The sequence below is a fragment of the Streptomyces kaniharaensis genome (assembly GCF_009569385.1).
GTDB lineage: Bacteria > Actinomycetota > Actinomycetes > Streptomycetales > Streptomycetaceae > Kitasatospora > Kitasatospora kaniharaensis.
The window spans coordinates 125,033-143,826 of the sequence record NZ_WBOF01000005.1 but is presented as its reverse complement, the minus strand read 5'-3'; the positions used below and the strand labels follow the sequence as shown (position 1 = coordinate 143,826).

The following is an 18,794-nucleotide window of genomic DNA, read 5'->3' as shown; positions in this document are numbered from 1 at the left end:
TGGTCGGTGGGCGGCTGGCCGGTCAGGCCGCGCGGTCCCGGGCGGCGATGGTGAGAAATTGCTGGCTGAGCACGGGGTCGCTCCCGAAGCGCCCCCGGATGCGCACGGTCGTGGTGCGGGCGCCCTCCATCCGCACGCCGCGCATGCTCATGCACAGGTGCAGGCCCTCGACGTACACGGCGATGTCCTCGCTACCGACCAGCGCGGCGAGGTGGTCGGCGACCTGCGTGGTGAAGCGCTCCTGGACTTGGAGCCGGCCGGCGTAGTGCTGCGCGATCCGGCCGAACTTCGACAGGCCGACCACCTCGGTTTCCGGCACGTAGGCGGCGGCGACCCGCAGGTTCATGGGCAGGAGGTGGTGCTCGCACAGCGACCAGACGCTGACGCCGTCCACGAGGACCATCTGGCCCTCCAGGTACGGCTCGGGGAAGCACGCCGCGTTCGCGGGCTCGGGCGACAGGAAGGAGGACCACCAGGCGGCGGCCCGCTTCGGGGTGTCGAGCAGGCCTTCGCGGGCGGGGTCTTCGCCGAGCGCGACGAGGAGGTCGGTGACCAGGGACTCGACGCGGGCGGTGTCGACCCTCGACCCGGGCAGGGCCGGTCCGAGGGCGGTCGGGCTGTCGGCGAGGTCGGTACTCGTCATGGTGCGTCCTCATCTCGGAGGGGCCGGTGGTGCATGGGCGGGCGGCTCAGCGGCCGCTGGCGTTCTCGAACGCGAGGGTGTGCAGCCGGGTGGTCAGGCACCACCGGCGCGCGGCGACCTGGTCAGCGATGGCGCGGGTCGTCGCGATGACGGCCTCCGCGGTCGTGCCCTCCGGCATCACCCACACCGGGGCGAGCCGGTGTTCCTCGACCAGGTCGGCGATCCGGCCAAGGTCGTCCGGCCCCGTGGCGACGAACTTGAACGCCGCCCGGCCGCTGGCGGCGAACGCGGCCAGCGCCGCCGGGACGATGCTGCGGCTCTCATCCGCGCCGAAGCTCTCCAGCTTCGGGGAGACGTTGAACCGGACGCCGTCGACCAGCAGCTCGGGGTCGGGCCCGATGGTGCCGTTGGTCTCGAACTCGATCCGCCGACCAGCCGCGAGCAACTCACGCACCAGGGGCAGCAGTCGCTGCTGCTGAATCAGCGGCTCACCGCCGGTGACCACGACCAGTTCGACCGGCGAGGACAGCGCCCACCGCGCCAGTTCCGCCACCGTCTCCCGCGTCGACACCTCGGCCGGCTGGTACTGGCTCCAGTCCCACGTCTGCTTGGTGTCGCACCCCGTGCAGGTCAGGTTGCACCGCGAGCAGCGGATGAACAGGGCCGGCTGGCCGGTGCTGGGGCCCTCCCCCTGGAAGGTAGGCACCTCGACGCCGAAGCGCTCGGCGATCAGCAGCGTGCCGTCACCGAGAAGCGGCGCGCCGAGCAGGCTCTGCCCGCTCACGGGGCTGCCACCTCGAAGCGGGCCCAGCTGCTCCCGGTCTCGCGGACCTGGACGGCGGCCAGACGCCCCGGGATGCCGGGCTGCACGTGCTGGACGAACCACCCCGCCAGGTACTGGGCGAGGAGCTCGGAGGTGGCCTCGACGGGCAGGATCTCGTGCAGGTTGCGGTGGTCCAGCTCACCGTCCAGAAAGGCCTTGAAGGGCTTGAGGTCGGCGAAGTCGGTGACGAAGCCCGGCGTGACGAGCTCGTCCGCGACCAGCTCGACCTCAACGGTGTAGCTGTGCCCGTGCTGGCGGGAGCACTGGTGCTCGGGCGGCAGCCCCGTCAGCCGGTGGCCGGCCTCGAAGGTGAACGACTTGCCGATGCGGAACACGCCGGGCGGCATCCCGACTGCGGGCAGGGCGGTGGACAGGGCCATCATCTCCTCGGGAAGGGCGGCACTTGGCCGCGTGGAACAGCGCCCGGGAAGGCCGGGCCGTTCGGGCTGAGCGGGGTCGCGCTGATCGTGGTCCAGCCGGTCGAGCAGCCCTCGGCAATCGGGCGCGGCTTCGGCTCTCGACCTGGCGGAGCACTATCTGACACCCGATCAGGTGAATTGGGCAGGGCAAGTTAGGTGGGCAAGTTACGGGCACCGAGTAGGCTCATTGCCCTTCGAGAACGTCCAGTTGAGGGGGCAGGACGATGGAGAACACGGTCTTACAGCAGGCCAGGCGCGTCCGGGGCTGGACCCAGGAGAAGGTGGCCGTCCTCGTACAGGCATGGTGCCGAGAGGAAGGACTGGATCCGGGGAGCTTTGACGCCACCACCGTCAGCCGCCTTGAATGCGGTCGCATCAGGTGGCCGCGGGACGAGGTGCGGCAGGCGCTGCGGGCAGTCTTCAAGGTCAAGACCGACGCGGAGCTCGGCCTCGTCGGCACGCGCCGGCCGCGACCCCAGACCCGCGAGGTGAGTCCGACGGAACGCCGAACATTCCTGTCGCTCGGCGCAGTGGCCGTCCTGCCCGACATCGCCCCGGCCCCGAGCCGGCTCGGGGCCGACGACGTGCGCGGCCTCGACCGCCACACCGCCGCGCTGGAGGAGTGGGACCGCCGCTCGGGTGGCCGCGCGACCCGGCACTTCGCAGGCCTGGAGCTGCGGCGGGCCGTCGACCTGGGCGCCGCCTCGATGACGCCGTCCGTCCGCACCGCGTGGAGCGGCGCGGTGGCGCGGCTTGCAGGCCTGTACGCCTGGACCAGCTTCGACGCCGGGGAGAAGGGCGCCGTAGCCGCCTTCGACCTGGCCCTCGACGCCGCCCGGGAAGCAGGCGACGCTCTGGCGTACTGCCACATCGCGACCAACGCCGCCCGCCAGGCCGTCCACGAGGGCGGCGCCGAGCGGGCGTTGGCCCTCACCGCGTCCGCCTCCGGTCCGCACCCGCCCGCCGTCCTGGCGATGGTCTCCGCCGTCACCGCGCAGGCACTCGCGCTCCAGGGCGACATCCGCGGCGTGATGCGCTCCGTCGCCGCCGCCGAAGGCCACGCCTCCCGCGCTGGCGACAGTGCGCAGGGGGGCTGGATGCAGACCCTGACGCCGGCCAAGCTGCGCTCCGATCTCGGGTACGCCCTGTACCGGCTGGCGGCCACCATCGGCCACCTCGCCCCCGACCTCGTACCCCAACTGCGGCGCACCGCAGGCGTTTCCGAGGCTTCCCAGCCCCGGGCGAGGGCGATGGGCGCGGCGCGCCTGGCCACCGTCCTCTTCCGGCAGGGCGACGTGGACGAGGCCCGCCACCACGCCGCGGTCGCCGTCGGCCTGGCCTCCGCGGTGGGGTCGGCCCGGCTCGACTCCGCCATCACCGAGATGCGCGCCGCGGCCGCGTGAGGCGGCACGGCGAGCAGAGCGACGCGCCGTTCGGTGTTGGACATCGGCCCTGGCGGCGGTTGGTGCTGTCGGCGGCGCTGGCTCGGAATCCTGAGTGATGTGAGCATGCCAGTCCTTTCTCGGGAAAGGTGCGGCGGGGAACGACTGCGGAGCCGGCCCGGATGCGACCGTGGACCCGGCGTCCTCATCCAGGTTGGAGCGCACGGGGCCTGACAAGAACTCACCAGCAGTACGGGGTTTCCCGGACTGCGGTGGATCCAGGGAACCGGTGGCGGTGGCGATGAAGCGATGTCAGACGGCCGGAAATTTGGATGAAGAACGCGGCGTCATCCGAATTTCCAGCGCGGCGACCCTGTCGCGGAGAGTGCCAACATCGCTACCGTCTGGGTGTAGGCGCGGTGCTCGTGGACTCCGAGGGGGCGGTCATGGGCCAACCGAACAGAACGTTCCGCAGGCTCCGCGAGGTCGAGTGGGACATGAGCAGGAGCGAGGCCGCCGAGTTCCTGGTGTCCGAATCGGTCAAGCTCGGTGACCCGGTACTCCTGGTGGCCCGGACGATCGCGACCTGGGAGGACGGCGACACCGCCTGGCCGCAGGCCCGGTACCGCCGCCTGCTGCACCGGGTGACCGGCCGCACAGCCGAGGAACTCGGCTTTACCCCTCCCGGCCGCCGGGCAAGAACCAAGGCGGCGCGGGACGCCGACGAACGATGCACCGATGGAGAGGACGACATGCGCCGACGCAGCATCCTCCTGGGCGCCGGAGCGGCCGTGCTCGCCGTCACCGTCCCCGCCCCCGGCACCTCCCGTCCGGCCCTGGGCCGAGACCACCTCGACGAACTCGCGCGAACCGAGCAGCGTCTGTACGCCGAAGACCGCGACCACGGATCCGCCGACCTCGCGGAGCAGGCCGCCGCCGCGCTCCAGACCGCCCACACCTGGATCGCGGACGGCCGCTACAGCAAAGACTTGGGCCGCGAGCTCCACACCGCCACCGGCATGCTCTCGGTTGCCGCCGGCTGGCTCGCGCTCGACGCCGAACGCCCTTCCGACGCCCGCTCCCTCTACACCGAGGCCCTCGCCAGCGCCCGCCAGGCCGACGACCCGGGCCTTGAGGCCCACGCCTGGGCCTGCCTGTCCCTACTGGCCCACGCCACCGGCCGGCCGCGGGAAGCCGTCACCAACGCCCAGGTGGCGCAGCGAGCGGCCGCGGCGCTCGGCTCGCCCCGCTGGATGTCCCTGCTGGCCATGCGCGAGGCCCGCGGCTGGGCCCTTCAAGGCGACCGGCCGCTCACCGAGCAGGCGCTGGTTCGGGCGTACGACCTCTACGCCAAGGGGCCCCGCGACTGCGACCCGGACTGGCTCGCCTTCTTCGTGCCCGCCGAACTGGCCGGACTGGAGTCCCTGTGCCGGGCCGACCTCGGACAGCACGACCGCGCCGCAGCCGGCGCCGAGCAGGCCGTGATGCTCTTTGCCGACGGCTACCCGCGCAACCGCGCCCTGTACACCGCCGATATCGCCGCCCACCACGCCCGTAGGGCCAAGCCGGACTTCGACGCCGCCGTCGACGCCGGCCACCGCACGCTGGCCTATCTGCCCGACGTCCGGTCCGGGCGCCTCGTCCGCTCGCTGCGCGACCTCGCCAGCACCCTGCGCGCGCACCGGACCGTGCCGTGCGTCGCCGATTACCTGGACGCCCACCGCGCCGTCGTTCCCGCCGCCTGAAAGGCCTCCATGAACACGCCTGCCACGCCGCTTGTCGTCCGGCGCTACGGTCCCGGCGACGCCGCCATCCTGCTCGACACCCTGGCCGACGTCTGGGCCGAGGCCCACGCTGGCCACGACGACGTCGCCCGCGCCGGGTTCACCCCCGACTCCCTGCGCCGCCAGATCAGCGGGCACGCACCGCACGAGGAGTTCACCCTCATCGCCGCCTTCGCGGCCGGGCAGATCGTCGGCTTCGGGTACGGCTTCCGCTGCTCCCCTGCCTACTGGTACGGCGAACAGCTGTTGCCCGCCATCACCCCCGAGGCCCGCGACACCGACTCCCTCGCCGGCATCTGCGAACTCGCCGTCCGCCCCAGCTGGCAGGGCCAAGGCGTCGGCACCCGCCTCCATACTGCGCTGCTGGAGGCGCTGCGCACCGAATGGGTGTCACTGCTCGCGATGCCGGGCAACGACCCTGCCCGTCGGCTCTACGATCGGCTGGGATACCAGTACGCCGGACCCTACCGTCCTGGCCCGGACGGACCCGTGCTCGACCTCCTCCTGCTCCGGACAACCGCGTGACCGTCGCCGTTCCGGGCCGAGCAGGCATCGGTCCGACGTCCTGGAGCATCCACCACCGCCCCTGGGGAGCAGCATGACCGTCGGCCCAAAGTGGCTCCACCTCCACTGGCCGACCGAACTCCCCACCCCTCGGCTGTTGCTGCGCCCAGTGGAGACTGCGGACTCCCTACTGCTCCGTACCTTGTGGACCGACCCAGAGGTCCGGCGCTTCCTGGGCGGCCCCGTTCCTGCTGACCGCCTCGACCGGCGCCTTGTCGACGCCGCGAACCGGCGCGGCCACTTCACCGTCATCCTCACGGAGGCGGGCCAGGCGGTGGGCCGGGTGACGCTCGACCCAGACCACCGGGCCGCAGGCCGGGCCGAGATCTCGTACGAGTTCCTCCCCGCCTACGCAGGCCGCGGGTATGCGTCAGAGGCCGTGGGCACCGCGCTCACCTGGGGCACCCAGGCGGCCCTGGGCCATCAGCTGATCGCGGTCACCCAGGCCACGAACCTCCGGTCCCGACGGCTGCTGGAGAGACTCGGCCTCCTCGCCACCGAGCACCTCGTCGAGTACGGCCAGAGCCAGGTCCTCTACACCCTCGCACCTTCCAGGTGACCTTCCCCCGGTAGCTCCCCAGAAGCAGCTGGCCGGCTGCCGAACATCCGAACGGGCCAATCCCCCGAGGGCCCGCTCACAGTTGACCAACCGTGACCACTTCCATCACCACTCCGCCGCCGGTCCGCCGCGACCCGGACCTCGCTCTCGTACAGGCATCCACCGCAGCTGCGGCCACCTGGATCGGGGAACTCGCCGAGCGCCTGCCGCTGCGCCACGCAGACTCCTACCGAGACCTGGCAGAGGCGATCCGCGAGGTCGGGGAACGCCTCAACCCATGCGACGACCTCCTGGCCGGCATCGACGACGACATCCGCTGCCGCCTCGGCGCCGACGCCGCGCTCGGCTTCGCGTTCTCGGAGGAACGGCCCGCGCTCACCGACGGGGAGGTGACCGCCGTTGCCGCGCTGGCCGGACTCGTCCTCGTCATGCCGGAGCGCCTGACCACGCTCGACCTCGGCGCCGGACGGAGGATGCTGCGGCAGGTGTGCGGCCTCATCGACCAGGCCGTGGCAACCGGAAGGCAGGCGGCCGCCGGACCGGCTGGGGCCTAAGGATGCAGCCACCCTGGCGCGGCGTCGTTGGTCAGCCAGTGCGGGTGGACGTAGTGCCCCCGGGCCTCATCCAGGGCCCGGTCGATGTAGCGGTTCTCCCACCAGGTCAGGAGGACCGCCACGATCGCCATGCTCGCTCCACCGGCAAACACGATCAGCCCGGCGTTCTCGCACTGGCTGAGCAGACCGCGGACAAGAACGTCGATGCCCCCGGCCGGGCCTGGGACATCTGCGGGCGGGGCCAGGAGCCGCCCGAGTATGAAGGCGCCCAGGGCGGCGATCCCCCCGCCGGCTGCGGTTGCCGCGGACCGCCTCAGGATCTGGGCGGCGCCACTGTAGGACGCCATGAGCCCACCTGCCCCGCTGCCGGGGGCGAGCAGGTCGGGGTGGTGGGCGGCCAGCTCGGCAACGGCATCCCGGGTCACGGCCGGCAGGGCGGGATCGAAGACCGGCTGCGCTTCGGGCTGATGCTTGCTCAAGTCGGCCATCGCTTGTTCTCTTTCCCCGAGGTGGACAACCCCAGCATGCCCGGCGTGGTGGCCCCGAAGCGGCGGCGGGCCGGCCGGGGGCTACTGCTCCGCCCTCGACCGGCCCGACGGGCATGTTAGCGCCGCTGGCCGACAGCGATCAGCGCTTTTGTTCCCGGCCAGACCGTCTACGCCGGTGTGGGTTCGCCCACGGTCCATCCGCTGATGCCCGCAGCCGGTCCGCGCCAGGTGCGAACAGAGAACTGGTCACACCCCGACCGGTAGGTGACGTCGCGCAAGTGCACGAACGGGCTGTCCGTGTCCGGCCGTGCGGTGCGCTGCTCCTGGGCCCGGTCGTCGAGCGCCTGCATGGCCTCACCGGCGACACGCCGCACCCCGCTGGAGCGCTCCTTGAGTTCCCGGAGCGTCCGGAGCTCCCACTCGTCCAGGGTGATGACCGTTCCGGTGACGGTCGCGCCGGGAAGGAACAGGGTCACCACCACGGACTCTTCTGTGTGCTGGACGCCCAGGCGCAGGAGTTCGAGGTAGGGATCGGGGTGCCGACCGTCGCGGTTCTCCAGGGCCCGCAGACTGGCCTGGGCCGCGTCGCGCCACCCCATGCCCACCCCTCCGTTGCTGCCGGTACGTCAGCATTGTGACCCACGTAGCGGTGCGCCGGGGAGGATTCGGACCTCGGCCCGGCAACCAGGACCACCCCAGCCCCGGCAACCACCCCGGGTGCCGAATCAGCTGAACGGGGGCTGGCCCTGCGGCCAGCCCCTTTGACCCGGCGGCGCTGCGCCCGGTGGCGCGGTGACTTGGACGAGGATCAGGCGGTACGGGCGGCGGTGATCCAGGCCCAGAGCCGCGCCCACCAGCGAGTGGGCCGGGCAGCCGCGATCGCGGCGGCCGCCGCGGCGGCTTTGCGTTCCTGTTCGGCAGCGGCTTGTTCCTCCCGTTCGGCGGTCAGGGCTTCCACGGCAGCGAGCACCTGGTCGTGCTCGTTCGCCATGCCCCACGGCCAGTCCTCGCGGCCGACGGGCAGAAGCTCGACGACGCGTGCCCAGCCGCGGGCCTCGGTGAGCGCCCGGGGCTCGTGCGCGTCCGGCATCTCCGCCTTGGAGTCGTAGCACTCGACCATGACGCCCGGCGCCAGTCCCACCACGACGGTGTATCGCTGCCGATACCGGTCGATCTCCACGCTCCACCATGTCGTCCCGTGCCAGACCGCGAAGTGCTGGTTGGAGTAGGTGCCGTTGTGCTCGCGCAGCCACTGGGCGACGGTGCTCCGGCTCCACGCGAGAGCGGCCTGGAGGTTCGGGAAGACGATCCACTGGTTGGACTGGTCACCGAACCAGGTCTCGCGCAGTACGCCCAGCACGCTGGTGCGGCCGAACGGTCCGAGGTCGGTGGAGACGACCTGAGTGATCTCTCCGCGGTGGGGCAGCTCGTACTCCACGGTCCCGGAGTTGATGGCGGTGGCGAACTCGGGATTCTCGTAAAAGCGCCCGGTGACAGCGTCCTGCGCGTAGCCCTGCTGGCCGGTCCCGACGGTGTCGTGCGTTGTCATGTGGACGTCCTCTCTAAAAGCTGTACGACGATGCTGAAGTTCGGAAGCTGATCCGGGGCGGCCGTCCGTGCGGTGGTGCCGACTGAAAGGTCGCCACCCAGGGGCGCCGGCGGCGGTCAGCGGTCACCGCGGCGGGCGACCACAGCGGTGACGACGGCCGCCAGGACCCCCAGGGCCCGGTGCGCTGCCTGGTCAAGCTCGAACAGGGCGGTGCCAGGCCCACCATGGTCGGGTGCCTCGCCCGGTGTGCGGACCACAGTGGCGGTCTCCAGATAACCGCCCTTGCCCAGGCAACGGGCAACCGCGGTCAACGGCCGGCGCCGGTCGATGACGGTGTGGGTGACCAGGGTGATGGCGGTGCCCGCGAGCCAGGCCCGCGCCGGCAGCCGGTAGCCCAGGGCCCGGGTGACGGCGACCCCGGCGGTGAGCTGCACGCCGCTGTAGGTGAGACCGTGGCGAGCTGCGCACAGCCAGCCGAGGGTGCCGGCCTTCACCGTGCGCACGTGTGGGTCGGCGATGTCCGCCTCGGTGGCGACGGTGCCGTCGAGCCGGACGCGCGTGGTGCCGTGCAGGCCCTTGAGCACGGCGTCGCGGCTGAGCTGGCACCACTGGTCGGCAAGTCCGTGAACAGCCTCGAAGGTGGTGGAGAGCAGTCCACCGAGCGCCGCGAACTTCAGGGCCCGGCTGGTGACGCCGAATCGGGTCTGGGACATCATGGGTTCCTCGTTCCTCGTGGACGATGGGCGGTCCCGCGGTGGCTGGCTGTCCGGCCAGGAAGTCCCGGCCACCGCGGGGCCGTTGTACAGGTGCCTGGCGGGTGCAGGCGGCTCCGTCGTTCAGGTCTGATGGTGACGTTCACGACGTCGCGAGGTTGCCCACCCCTGGGCACTGGGGATGTGGCCTCAGTCACTGGGCCTGTAATGGCGGGACTCCCGGCCCGGAACCCGACCCGCGAGCAGGACCACGAACCCTGGAACGCGAGAGGCCCGCCACCTGTCGGTAACGGACCTCCTGTGCTCCACATTGGGTCCGCAGACACTCAAGCGCGCCCGCGCCCCTGCTGCAGTACCTTGCGGTAGTCCTCGCAGAGGCCCTGGTAGAGGCCTTTGTACTTCTCGATCTCCGCCTCCAGCACGAGGATTCTCCGCCGGGCGGCCTGCTCAAAGTCCTCGCACGTGCAGTCCGCATCCGGATCGTTGGCCCTGGCCGCGCAGCCGGGGACGAGGTACTCCTCGCCGCCGGGGCCGCGGGCGGTGTGGCAGGGGGCCGTGATGCCGGCTTTGCTGGTCCAGTGGTCGTACGGCACGCGTCTTCTCCGGGTGGGGCGGGGTGGTGGTCAGCGCTGGGGCCGGTGTTCCGCGGGTCGTCGTCGCACGGGACGGGACCGAGGCTGTCGCTCACGATGCCGCCGAGGCACAGGCCGCTCGTCGCGTTTGTGGTGCAGTCGGTGCGGTCGAGCCCTCAGGTGGCGGTGGACCGGCCCCTGATGGGCTGGTCCACACCGCACGGGGGGACTTGCTCCTTACGGGCGGCCGTCGGCGCAGGCCTCGGCTTCCTGGTCGATGTCGTCAGCGGGTTCGCCGTCGGTCCGGCTGTCGGGGAGGAACTCCTTGATGGCGAGATCCTCGCCGAGGACGGAGCACGGGTCGTTGTCCTCGGCGCCGGGGGACTCGGGCAGGCCGTTGGCGGGGCCGCCCACGAGCGCGACCAGGTCGCCGATGCTGTGGACCTGGACTGGCTGCTCGCCGTCCTGGACGAGCAGGTAGGTACGGCTCCGGTAGCCGTCGTGGACGGTGGGGCTGGGGACGGACAGCAGGTGCGCAGTGGAGGTGATCTCGCACCTCGCGCTGCCGTCCGCCATCCCTTCCCAGTTGTCGGTCTTGGTGAGGGAACCGCAGCCGTAGTCGAGGATGGAGGCGCCGGAGGCGGCGCGCTGCGCGGCGTCGGCGACCAGGTCGGCGGCCAGCTGCTGCGGAGTCGGAGCGGGGGCGGCCTCCGGGGCCAGGCCGCGGTAGTCGACGCCGAGGCGGCGGCGCAACGGGGCGAGGACCTTGTAGATGGTCTGGTCGGTGAGGAGGGCGGCGAGGGTGCCGGTGGCGAGGGCGGCGGTGATGCGGGTTTCGGTGGGGCGGGTGTGGAGGGCGCGGTAGGTGGTGAGGCCGGTCGCGGCGGCGGCGGTGACGGTGGCGATGTTGTCGGCGGTGTCCAGCGCGGTGCGGGTGAGGCGGGTGCGCAGGGTGTCGGTCATTGGGAATCTCCGTGGTGGGTGTGTGTGTGGCGTACTGCTGGTGGGTGCTGGCCGGGGGTTCTGTCAGTCCTCGGGCCCGTCGTCGTTGGGCTCGTAGGCGGTGACCCAGACCGTCACGCCGTCGATCTCGGCGGTGGCGCGGTGCTCGGCGGACATGAGGCCGCCCTGGGTGACGATGACGTCGGTACCGACGGCGTTGGCCCAGTCCGCGACTGCGCGGGTAGCGCCGTCGACCAGGACCAGCTCCAGGAGGGGTGTGGTGTCGCCGACGCCGTCGGTTCCGCAGGCGTGGATCAGCTCGACAGGCAGCGCGGGATGGTGGCTGAGGATCTTGTCGGCGATGCGGGCGGCGGTGAGGGAGCGTTCGGCGTCGGCGAGGAGGCGGTCCGGGGTGGTGGCGGTGGCCATGGGTTGCTCCTGTGGGTTGGCGTGACGGGGTCTGTGGCGGCTTGGCTGGGCGGGTACTGACGGGCGGGCCGCGTAGGTCCACTTGGGGCGGGCTGGACGCGGGAGTGGGGCTTCGGTATCTGGTACACCGCGAACGTTGATGGATTCCTTGATGCGGGCACCACCGCCTGGTCACGGTTGCGTGACGTCCGGTCATCAACGTGGGACCGGGCCCCGGTCCCACGTTGATGACCGGCCCGGAAGGGGGTCGGGCGGCGCAGCCGGGCATCGGCCGCGCCCGGGGCGTGCTTCGGGCGCTCAGGTCCAGATGCCGGTGGGGTCGTCGCTGAGCGGGCCCGTGTGGGGGCTCCGCTCCGTGACCCGGCCGTCCGGGTTCAGCAGCGCGAGGAGCAGCTGGGTGACGGCGGGGTAGCCGACGCGGATCCACGGCTGGGGGCAGCAGTCGTAGATTCCCTCGACGGTGGGGAGGATCGGGGTGCGGCCGCGGTGGTCGGTGGTGCAGGTGGGCGCGATTGCGGTCAGGCCGTCGAAGCGGACCGTGCGCCAGGTGCCGGGCAGCGGTCGGCGGGCGGCGCTCTGGATCTCGTGGTGGGCGGCTGCTCGCAGCGCGGCGAGGTCGGGCTGGTCGGTCATCTCGGGGGGCTCCGTAGCTGGGTCGGGGCCCGCACCGGGCGCCTGGTCGGCAGCGTGGGCGCCGGCGGAATTCGTGCCGCCGGTGCCCGCAGTGGGTGTGGCTGCCCGGTGCGGTGGGATCGCGGATGGCGCTCTGGTCAGAGGGCGGTGCAGCGCCAGCAGCTGCGCTCGGCGGTCGCGGCGCTGTCGGTTACGGCCTGCAGGCCGGCGGCGTTGGACACCGTCGTCCACGTGCTGGCCGCGCAGTGCGGACAGACGGTCTCGGCCTCGAAGCCGCCCCAGGGGCTGGCGCCCGGGGTGTAGCTGATGGTGACGGCTCCGCCCGGGCCGGGGAAAGTGCCGTAGATGCTGCCGTTGTGAAGGGGCGGATCCCACGTGAACAGCCGTGCGACCGGCTCACCGAAAAGGACGCGGGCCTCGGCCTCGACTCCGGCGTGCTGCTCCTCGCGCTCGCGCTGGCGGCGCAGGAGGCTGGCGATCAGCGGCAGCCGGTGCGTGTGCAGGACGTCGGCGAAGCCCTCGCCTTGCAGGCCCGGCAGGTCGGCGAGGATCTGTGCGTACTGGTCGCGGATGAAGTCGTCGGGCACCCGCAGGCCGGGCGGCCGGGCAGAGTTACGGGCCAGCGCGACGTCGAGGCTCGTGTCCACGACGAGAGCCACTGCGGGAACTCGGTGCTGCTCGGCCAGGGCGAGGAGGGGCTGGCGGAACTGCTGCTCCGCGTTCGTGGCGTCGATTACTGCGCTGCGACGCAGGGCCAACCGCGACCCCAGCAAGGTGAGCAGGACCTCCCAGACGAGAGTGCTGACACTCTGGTCCGCGCGGTCGCCCGTCGCCAGGCCCCTCAGCTGATCGGAGCTCAGGACGTCGTCCGGGCCGAATGCCTCGGCGAGGGCCGACTTGCCCGCGCCGGGAACGCCGATGAGCACCAGCAGGCACGGGTTGGGCAGGTCAAGCTCGGCCAGAGTTCGGGCAGTCGCGTCGCTCACCGCGAAGTGGTCCGGGATGTCCGGGTGGTTGTCAGGCTGGCCTTCGTCGCTGGGCTGCGTGGTGGCGCGGGCGGTGGTCGGGTCCATGGGGGCCTCCTGGCCGTGTCGGTGGTACCGGGTGTGCGGGGAGGGGTTTCGCGTCGTGGGGCGGCGGCGGGTCAGGTGCGGGCCGGCGGCCACAGGGCCCGGTCCACTGGGGCCAGGGCCCGCCGGTCGGCCGCGCTTACCTTGCGTTCGAGGCGGTCGTGCGGCGCCGCGTCCCAGATCAGTGCCTGGTGGAGCAGGTAGTCCGCGAGATCGCGCCTGGTGGCGGCATAGTCCAGGTCCGTGAGGCTGAGGTCGTGCGGGGTGTCGGCCATGGGGTCTCCGGGTCGGGCCGTCGACGCGGTGCACGGAACTGGCACCGCGACGACGGCGAGTTGGTCAGGGAGGGCTGAGGCAGCCGGCCACGAGGGCGATCAGGTCCTCGGAGGCCTTCGCGGCCTCGGCACGGGCGAGGTCGGGCTGGGCCTGGTCGGCCGCGTTGCACATGCAGTAGGCGCCGTTTCGGCCGCGCGGGCGGGTCCGACGCGGTGCCGGAGCGGGGGCGCGGGTTGTCGAACGGTTTCGTGTTCGTGAGCGGGCCGGCCGAGGAACGGCGAAGCAGGCGGCACGGCCGTCATGCCCGACCGTCGTGCTGCTGGCGGCGGCCTTTACCGCGGCCGTTCCGGGACCGGTGGCACACAGCGCGTTCGGGACGTGGTTGCTCACCGGTCCGGGGCGGGGACTTCAACAGGTCAGAAGAGATGGGTGATCAGACCGTGCGGCCACGCGAGGCAATCGGCAAGGGCGACCAGGAGCATGGACGGCGGGACCCAGCTCCGTGCGACCCGGGTCAGCCCGGGCGAGAGCTCACCGGCGCGGGCGAGCTGACGAACCAGCAGCCACCCGCCGAGGACCGCCACGAGGAGGACCTTGTGCCCGAAGGGACCGTTGAGCAGCTGCCACTCGGCGCGCAACGTGGCGTACAGCAGCCCGGCGGCGGTCGGCACCAGCAGGCACCAGGCGGACCAGCGCAGGACGCGCCGCACCCGCTGGTGCGGGCGGGTGTCGGGATTCCCGCCTTCGGGGCTGCTCATCGGCCGCCGTTTCGGGCCGGGGTGGACGGCTTGGCCTGTCCGGCGGGCGGGGCGGGTGTCTTGCTGAGGTTCACGCCGGTTCCGGTGGCGCTGGGCGGCGGCGAGGGCCGGTGCGGTACTGGGGCCGGGTTCGCGGGCCGGTAGGTTGCCGGCCCGCAGCCGGTGGCGACGGCGCCGGCGAGCACGGTGCCGGCCAGCATCAGGGCAAGACGTTTCATGGGGTCCTCCAGGCTGATGGAGCGTGGTGGGTGGCGTTCGCCGGGGAGTTCGCCGGACACGGCTCCCGGCCGTGTCACGGTGTGGTGTCTTCGTGAGCGGCTGGCGGAGTCCGGTCGGGACTGGATGCGCGGGTGCGCAGAGAGAATGGAGCCGAGGCCGGGGGCCGGAGCGGGGCTCGCGGTTTCCTCCCGAGGCTTCTCCGGGTTTGGTGTCCCGGATGGCGCGCGTCCTGGGTCTTGAGCCCGTGCCGGCCGGTGCCGGTGGACGCGCGGGCGAGGTCAGGCCTCGCCGGTGTCGCGGTACTGCTTGGTCTTCTTGAGGACGTGGTCGCGGGTGTAGCCGGTCTCCTTGACGGCGTCGACCTGCATGGCCTTGCCGCTTCGGATCACCTCGTCGATGCCGCGCCACATCGCGGCGTCGGCGTCGGCCTTGGCGTCGTCGGCGTCCTTGTGGATCTGGTCGCGCTGCTTTTTGAGCTCGGCGATGAGCCTGCGGCCGTCGGCTCGGGTTTCCTTGTCGGGTTGGACCATGAGGTGCTCCTGGCGGTCGGGTGACTGCGGGTGTGCATTCCGGTTGGATGCATACCCGCAGTCTGCCTTGTCGCCGGCCGACGCGGGCGCCGTGGTGGTCACTCGATGGTCCAGCCGCCGTTGTGGGCGGCGTGTTCGGCGTCGTTCGCGAGCAGGATGGCCAGGCGCCTCCAGCCCGGGAGGGTGAACCAGCGCATCCGGCGTACGGCCAGGTGCAGCGCGTACTTGATCTGCTCGGCCTGGCTCGGCGTGAAGGTGAGGGCGTCGCGGTAGTCACCGTCAAGGGCGGTTAGGAACGTCCGGATGGTGGCGGTGTCGCCGACGCCGGCCAGGCGAAGCCGCGTGGCGAGCTGCTGGGTGGTGCGGCAGCTGCGGTGTCCGGTGTATTCGCCCCAGTGGATGCCCATGATCGTTCCCTCCGGTGGAGCGGGAGGTGTTCCCGCCTCGCCAAGTATGCATTGTCAGGGTATGCATGTCCAGAGAATGCATACTCGGACAATGCCTTCGAGGGTCGCGCCGGTCCGCCACGCGAAGCCAGGCGGACGCCTGCCGGAAGCGTCGGCGCACCCGCGTCCCAAGCGGGGCGAGCGGCCGGGACACGGGCGGGCCCTGTTACGAGGGCGGGCCGGGCTGGTCGAAGCCGGCGTAGGACACCGTGTCGGTCTGCGGACGGTGCATCAGCGCACCGGCGGCGACCAGCAGTACGGCGAGGGCTCCCGCGATGCCGGCCTGCGGGCACCCGCAGCAGTGGGCCAGCTGTGCCGCCGCCGGGGCCGCCGACCAGAACCTGGTCACGGCGGGCCCAGCCTGGGAGGCGCCCGCGATCAGGTGGCAGGGGACCCTCACCAGGGCGTCTTTGGGAAGTGCTGCCGCAGCACGGCCAGGCGGGACGCACCGACCCCTTCCGGGTGCCGGACCCGGGCATGGGTCTTCGCCCAGTTCCCCCTGAACTCCACGGCCTTGTCGTCGATGAGTCCGGCCGAGCCGAACTTTCGGTTCGTCACCAGGATGGTCCCGGGCACCAGCCAGTACTCCTGGTCGGGCCGATAGTCGTCGACCACCGTGCGGATGCCGGAGTGCAGGGTGACGAACTCCGCGACGGCCTGGTGAAACCGCCTGCCCCTCGCTGTCAGCACGAAAATGCAGTAATCCTGGATCAGCTCCTGGAGCGCTTCCATGGAGCCGGGGACCGGGTCGCCGTAGACCTCGCCCCCCATCCAGCCGCGGTGGTCCGTCCGGTGCAGGACCCCGTCGAAGTCCACCGCCATCGTGTAGGTCGACGGCAAGTCGGGCAGGTGCAGCACCCGCGAAGCGCCGCTGCGGGCCGGGGGCAGGGTCACCCAGCCGGGGCGGTTGTCCTCCTCGGCCTGCTGCGCGGTGCCAGCGGTTGCGGCCACGCCGCGGGCCCCACGCTTCTCGTGGCTGCCCGTCAGGACGGCCGCGGCGGCCTCGTCGCGGTCGCCGGCGGTCTTGGTCTCGGTGTTCAAGGGTGCTCCTCGTGATGTGGTGCACGCCCGGTCGGCGGCCGTCGCCGCAGAGCACGTGCGCCCGCCGCACCCTCTGCGGGTGTGGCGGGCGCACGGTGCTCCTGTCACCAGGGGCGGGCGAGATCGTCGGTGGTGTCCCGTTCGAGAGACGGTCCCTGCCTGCGGCCCCCAGAGGCGGCGGGCAGGGCGGGTCGGAGCCGGTTGTGCGGCTCAGCCACGGGCCCCAGGGCTGTCCGGGAGGCGATCGTTCCAGGCGACGGTGACGAGGCAGCCCACGTGGTCCCAGGTGTTCGGGTGGGGCTTGCCCGGGTGGTGGTAGCCGATGTGGACGTCGCGGTCCCGAACGGGCTCGCGGCCGCGCAGTTCGGTGGTGACGAGGCGGGCGGGACCGGCCTTGATGGGCTTGGTGTAGGGATCGTCGAGCCGGCCGGAGCCGGAGCCGTTAGTGAGCCAGCCGCGGATCGAGGTGCGGACGAGGCCGTCACGGTCGGGTGCTTCTTCGGTCACCTGCCAGTCGGCGATCACCAGCTGCGTGCCGTCGGTGAAGCGGAGGGTGCCGCGCTCGGTGTCGGCAACGTGGTGGTCGGGGGTGTTCCAGTCGCGCATGGCGATCTCTCCTGTGAGAGGTGAAAGAGGGGGTGGGGTGCTGCGGAGTGGTGGTACCGAGAGGGCACCACCGGCGGAGTCCCGGGGCGGGAAGCGGTCGCTTCGCCGGCCCCGGGTAGCGGGGAGGATCGCGTCCCGCAAGGGGGCGCCCGAGGGGACGGGCGCCGGGCGGGCCCGGTCAGTCGAGGGCGATCCACAGGGGGAAGGCGCTACTGGCGACGGCGCTTCGGAGCGCCGCAAGGAGCGCTTCGTCGCCGACCGTCCGGGCGATGTGCACGAGGATGCCCATCTCCGCCGGACCGAGGTCGACGCGCACCCGCGCACCGTCCTCGGCGGCGAGGCGGTGCATGGTCCGGCGCAGCACAGGCAGCGGCCCGTATCCCGGGATGGGGGTGCCGTCCGGCTCGTAGATCCGGCCGAGGATGGCGAAGTCCCCACGGAAGGCCTCGACGATCACCCGCCAGCGGACGGCGGAGCAGTGGATCACGGCTTCCGGCCGGTATCGGCCGTCGGCCCGGCAGGTGACGGAACGTGAGAGAAGTGCGTCTTCACGGCGCTGTGCACGGCGCCGCTGCAGGCGACGAATCGGGTTCACCGAAGGGGTTCTTCCTTCCATCCCTGCGGGCACCGGAAAGAGGACGGTGGGGGCTGGTCGACCGCCCAGCGTCCGATGACTCTGCGGAGTTGTCTTGGCCTGGCCGGTTCGGGTGCCCGGCGGCTGGCCGGCAGTCGGCAGATGGCGTTCACCGGAGGGCCGGTCTCTGCTCGACGGGCTGCTCTGAGGCTGCTCTGGGCCTGCTTCCCGGCTGCTCCGTTGCCGGTGGCGGGGGAGGTCGAGAGCAGCCTCCGAGCAGCCACAGAGCAGCCACATCTAGCTACTGACCTGTGGTTTAGCAGGTCGAGCAGGCAGGCCTCGGGGCCGCCTGCTCGGCGCTAGGAGGGCTGGCACCTGGACCTCGCGGGGCCGGGTGCCGGCGGGTGGCGGGCTGGTCCCGAGGGAGGTCCGCGAGCGACAGTCAGGCCGTGGCGGGCAGTGTTTCCATCCCCTGTCCGGCACCCTCGATGCGGCCACGCTGAGTGACCAGCCAGGCCGCAGCGGCGGACACCAGCAGACCCTCGCGGGGCCGGGTGCCGGCGGGTGGCGGGCCGCCCCCGAAGGGGGCCTGCCACGCCAAGTCAGGCCGTGGCGGGCAGTGCTTCCATCCCCTGTCCGGCACCCTCGATGCGGCCACGCTGAGTGACCAGCCAGGCCGCAGCGGCGGACACCAGCAGGCCCTCGTCGACGAGGGTCAAGGACGCGGAGTCGATGTCGGTCATGAACTCCGCCGCGTCGAACGGGCGGATGTAGAGGACCGGCGCGTACTAGATGAGCTCCTTCGTCTCCAGCTCGACCAGGAGCAGGTGGCCCTCCGGGGCGTGGCCACGGTCGTCGACGACGCGGCAGATCTTGGTGTGAGCCGGGTCGCCGGTCAGGTAGAGGTCGATGTCGCGGTAGAGCACGTACGTGCCGGAGCCGATCTTGCGGGAGGGCGCCGTAACGGCGCCCGGGGTAGCGGAGTTGGGCTGCATGGTGCTTCTCCTTGCTCGGGTTCGGCCGGTCGGCCGGCCCCGGCTCCGCCCCGGCGCCCGGCCCGGCTGGGTGCCGGGCCTGCGGTGCGGGGGCGGGGCCCGGGCTGAGCGGCCGGGCGGGTGTGTGCGCTCGGGGTGAGCGGTACGGAAGAATCGGGGCCGCACCGGGGACGAGACCGGTGCGCCACACCTTCGGGTGACTGGCCCCGGGGTGTCTCCTTCATC

General features: G+C 72.1%; 28 protein-coding genes. 5 read left to right on the top strand and 23 right to left on the bottom strand.

Annotated elements, in window-relative coordinates; translation table 11 throughout:
* Positions 1-22: 22 nt before the first annotated feature.
* The 3 genes from folE to F7Q99_RS36870 are packed head-to-tail and all read right to left on the bottom strand — an operon-like array spanning position 23 to position 1,849.
* Positions 23-643, bottom strand: coding sequence for a GTP cyclohydrolase I (gene folE / locus F7Q99_RS36880; protein WP_153470843.1), 621 nt, complete (start codon positions 641-643; stop codon positions 23-25).
* Positions 644-689: 46 nt separating this feature from the next.
* On the bottom strand, positions 690-1,427 hold the full coding sequence (locus tag F7Q99_RS36875) for a 7-carboxy-7-deazaguanine synthase QueE (RefSeq protein ID WP_326847524.1): 738 nt from the start codon (positions 1,425-1,427) through the stop codon (positions 690-692).
* A complete protein-coding gene (locus F7Q99_RS36870) occupies positions 1,424-1,849 on the bottom strand; it encodes a 6-pyruvoyl trahydropterin synthase family protein (RefSeq protein WP_230211277.1) in 426 nt (141 codons plus the stop codon). The genes F7Q99_RS36875 and F7Q99_RS36870 overlap by 4 nt, the downstream gene beginning before the upstream one ends.
* 260 nt (positions 1,850-2,109) lie before the next feature.
* On the opposite strand from F7Q99_RS36870, the gene F7Q99_RS36865 reads away from it, so the two are divergent.
* From F7Q99_RS36865 to F7Q99_RS36845, 5 genes are all read left to right on the top strand, one after another.
* Positions 2,110-3,288, top strand: a complete 1,179-nt coding sequence (locus F7Q99_RS36865; protein WP_153470840.1) for a helix-turn-helix domain-containing protein — start codon at positions 2,110-2,112, stop codon at positions 3,286-3,288.
* 476 nt (positions 3,289-3,764) lie between these two features.
* Positions 3,765-5,012, top strand: coding sequence for a hypothetical protein (locus F7Q99_RS36860; protein ID WP_230211276.1), 1,248 nt, complete (start codon positions 3,765-3,767; stop codon positions 5,010-5,012).
* Between the two features lie 9 nt (positions 5,013-5,021).
* Entirely contained in the window at positions 5,022-5,576 is a 555-nt protein-coding gene (locus F7Q99_RS36855) for a GNAT family N-acetyltransferase (protein WP_153470834.1), read from the top strand.
* A 73-nt stretch (positions 5,577-5,649) separates the two neighbouring features.
* Positions 5,650-6,174, top strand: coding sequence for a GNAT family N-acetyltransferase (locus F7Q99_RS36850; protein WP_153470831.1), 525 nt, complete (start codon positions 5,650-5,652; stop codon positions 6,172-6,174).
* Positions 6,175-6,266: 92 nt separating this feature from the next.
* Positions 6,267-6,728, top strand: a complete 462-nt coding sequence (locus tag F7Q99_RS36845) for a hypothetical protein (protein WP_153470829.1) — start codon at positions 6,267-6,269, stop codon at positions 6,726-6,728.
* Here F7Q99_RS36845 and F7Q99_RS36840 read toward each other — a convergent pair.
* From F7Q99_RS36840 to F7Q99_RS36745, 20 genes are all read right to left on the bottom strand, one after another.
* The gene (locus F7Q99_RS36840) at positions 6,725-7,216 is read right to left on the bottom strand and encodes a hypothetical protein (RefSeq protein ID WP_153470825.1); all 492 of its coding nucleotides are present in this window, start codon (positions 7,214-7,216) and stop codon (positions 6,725-6,727) included. The genes F7Q99_RS36845 and F7Q99_RS36840 overlap by 4 nt on opposite strands.
* Before the next feature lie 167 nt (positions 7,217-7,383).
* Positions 7,384-7,815, bottom strand: a complete 432-nt coding sequence (locus tag F7Q99_RS36835) for a hypothetical protein (RefSeq protein ID WP_153470823.1) — start codon at positions 7,813-7,815, stop codon at positions 7,384-7,386.
* A gap of 209 nt (positions 7,816-8,024) precedes the next feature.
* The gene (locus tag F7Q99_RS36830; RefSeq protein ID WP_153470820.1) at positions 8,025-8,765 is read right to left on the bottom strand and encodes a hypothetical protein; all 741 of its coding nucleotides are present in this window, start codon (positions 8,763-8,765) and stop codon (positions 8,025-8,027) included.
* 116 nt (positions 8,766-8,881) lie between these two features.
* Positions 8,882-9,478 (bottom strand): hypothetical protein, encoded by a 597-nt coding sequence (locus F7Q99_RS36825; RefSeq protein WP_153470817.1) that lies wholly within the window; start codon positions 9,476-9,478, stop codon positions 8,882-8,884.
* Between the two features lie 326 nt (positions 9,479-9,804).
* Entirely contained in the window at positions 9,805-10,071 is a 267-nt protein-coding gene (locus F7Q99_RS36820; RefSeq protein WP_153470814.1) for a hypothetical protein, read from the bottom strand.
* 216 nt (positions 10,072-10,287) lie between these two features.
* Complete coding sequence (locus F7Q99_RS36815; protein WP_153470811.1) at positions 10,288-11,013, bottom strand: hypothetical protein; 726 nt, start codon at positions 11,011-11,013, stop codon at positions 10,288-10,290.
* 63 nt (positions 11,014-11,076) lie between these two features.
* A complete protein-coding gene (locus F7Q99_RS36810) occupies positions 11,077-11,421 on the bottom strand; it encodes a hypothetical protein (RefSeq protein WP_153470808.1) in 345 nt (114 codons plus the stop codon).
* Positions 11,422-11,718: 297 nt separating this feature from the next.
* Positions 11,719-12,054 (bottom strand): hypothetical protein, encoded by a 336-nt coding sequence (locus F7Q99_RS36805; RefSeq protein ID WP_153470805.1) that lies wholly within the window; start codon positions 12,052-12,054, stop codon positions 11,719-11,721.
* 137 nt (positions 12,055-12,191) lie between these two features.
* Positions 12,192-13,127: an AAA family ATPase gene (locus tag F7Q99_RS36800; protein WP_153470803.1), complete on the bottom strand. Its 936-nt coding sequence runs from the start codon at positions 13,125-13,127 to the stop codon at positions 12,192-12,194.
* Between the two features lie 71 nt (positions 13,128-13,198).
* A complete protein-coding gene (locus tag F7Q99_RS36795; RefSeq protein WP_153470800.1) occupies positions 13,199-13,399 on the bottom strand; it encodes a hypothetical protein in 201 nt (66 codons plus the stop codon).
* Between the two features lie 417 nt (positions 13,400-13,816).
* Positions 13,817-14,158, bottom strand: a complete 342-nt coding sequence (locus F7Q99_RS36790; RefSeq protein WP_153470798.1) for a hypothetical protein — start codon at positions 14,156-14,158, stop codon at positions 13,817-13,819.
* The gene (locus F7Q99_RS36785; RefSeq protein WP_153470795.1) at positions 14,155-14,376 is read right to left on the bottom strand and encodes a hypothetical protein; all 222 of its coding nucleotides are present in this window, start codon (positions 14,374-14,376) and stop codon (positions 14,155-14,157) included. Before F7Q99_RS36785 ends, F7Q99_RS36790 begins: the two co-directional genes overlap by 4 nt.
* Before the next feature lie 279 nt (positions 14,377-14,655).
* Complete coding sequence (locus F7Q99_RS36780) at positions 14,656-14,907, bottom strand: hypothetical protein (protein WP_153470791.1); 252 nt, start codon at positions 14,905-14,907, stop codon at positions 14,656-14,658.
* 98 nt (positions 14,908-15,005) lie between these two features.
* Positions 15,006-15,314 carry a DUF7739 domain-containing protein gene (locus tag F7Q99_RS36775; protein WP_153470788.1) on the bottom strand — a complete coding sequence of 103 codons (309 nt, stop codon included), beginning with the start codon at positions 15,312-15,314 and terminating at the stop codon, positions 15,006-15,008.
* Positions 15,315-15,519: 205 nt separating this feature from the next.
* Positions 15,520-15,753: a hypothetical protein gene (locus F7Q99_RS36770; RefSeq protein ID WP_153470785.1), complete on the bottom strand. Its 234-nt coding sequence runs from the start codon at positions 15,751-15,753 to the stop codon at positions 15,520-15,522.
* Positions 15,750-16,394, bottom strand: a complete 645-nt coding sequence (locus tag F7Q99_RS36765) for a hypothetical protein (RefSeq protein ID WP_153470782.1) — start codon at positions 16,392-16,394, stop codon at positions 15,750-15,752. The genes F7Q99_RS36770 and F7Q99_RS36765 overlap by 4 nt, the downstream gene beginning before the upstream one ends.
* Before the next feature lie 210 nt (positions 16,395-16,604).
* A complete protein-coding gene (locus F7Q99_RS36760) occupies positions 16,605-17,000 on the bottom strand; it encodes a hypothetical protein (RefSeq protein WP_153470779.1) in 396 nt (131 codons plus the stop codon).
* Positions 17,001-17,178: 178 nt separating this feature from the next.
* Positions 17,179-17,487, bottom strand: coding sequence for a hypothetical protein (locus tag F7Q99_RS36755; RefSeq protein ID WP_153470777.1), 309 nt, complete (start codon positions 17,485-17,487; stop codon positions 17,179-17,181).
* Positions 17,488-18,176: 689 nt separating this feature from the next.
* Positions 18,177-18,317 (bottom strand): hypothetical protein, encoded by a 141-nt coding sequence (locus tag F7Q99_RS36750; protein ID WP_153470774.1) that lies wholly within the window; start codon positions 18,315-18,317, stop codon positions 18,177-18,179.
* 45 nt (positions 18,318-18,362) lie between these two features.
* Positions 18,363-18,569, bottom strand: a complete 207-nt coding sequence (locus F7Q99_RS36745) for a hypothetical protein (RefSeq protein ID WP_153470772.1) — start codon at positions 18,567-18,569, stop codon at positions 18,363-18,365.
* Positions 18,570-18,794 lie beyond the last annotated feature (225 nt).